Raw genomic sequence first — 204 nt, forward strand, 5'->3', positions numbered from 1 at the left:
TGTCCGCGCTCAGGCGGCCAGCGGCAACGTTGGTGATGGTGCGCTCGCTGCCCTTGCTGCCCACGGAGACAGTGCTCGTCGGAGTCGCGCCGGCGAAGCTGTAGTCGGTACCGGCAATGGTGGTGCCAGCAGTGCCGACAGCTACGTCAGTGGTGGAGCCTGCACCCAGAGCCACGTCATTGGCGTTGTTGGCCTTCGACTCAC

Annotated in this window: 1 protein-coding gene; it reads right to left on the reverse strand. The window is 65.7% G+C overall.

Annotation, left to right across the window (positions count from 1 at the left end; translation table 11 throughout):
• On the reverse strand, positions 1-204 hold a 204-nt coding region (locus IB256_RS30565; protein WP_192405001.1), incomplete at both ends, for a hypothetical protein.

Origin of the sequence: Pseudomonas sp. PDM17 (assembly GCF_014851985.1) — a bacterium.
Taxonomy (GTDB): domain Bacteria; phylum Pseudomonadota; class Gammaproteobacteria; order Pseudomonadales; family Pseudomonadaceae; genus Pseudomonas.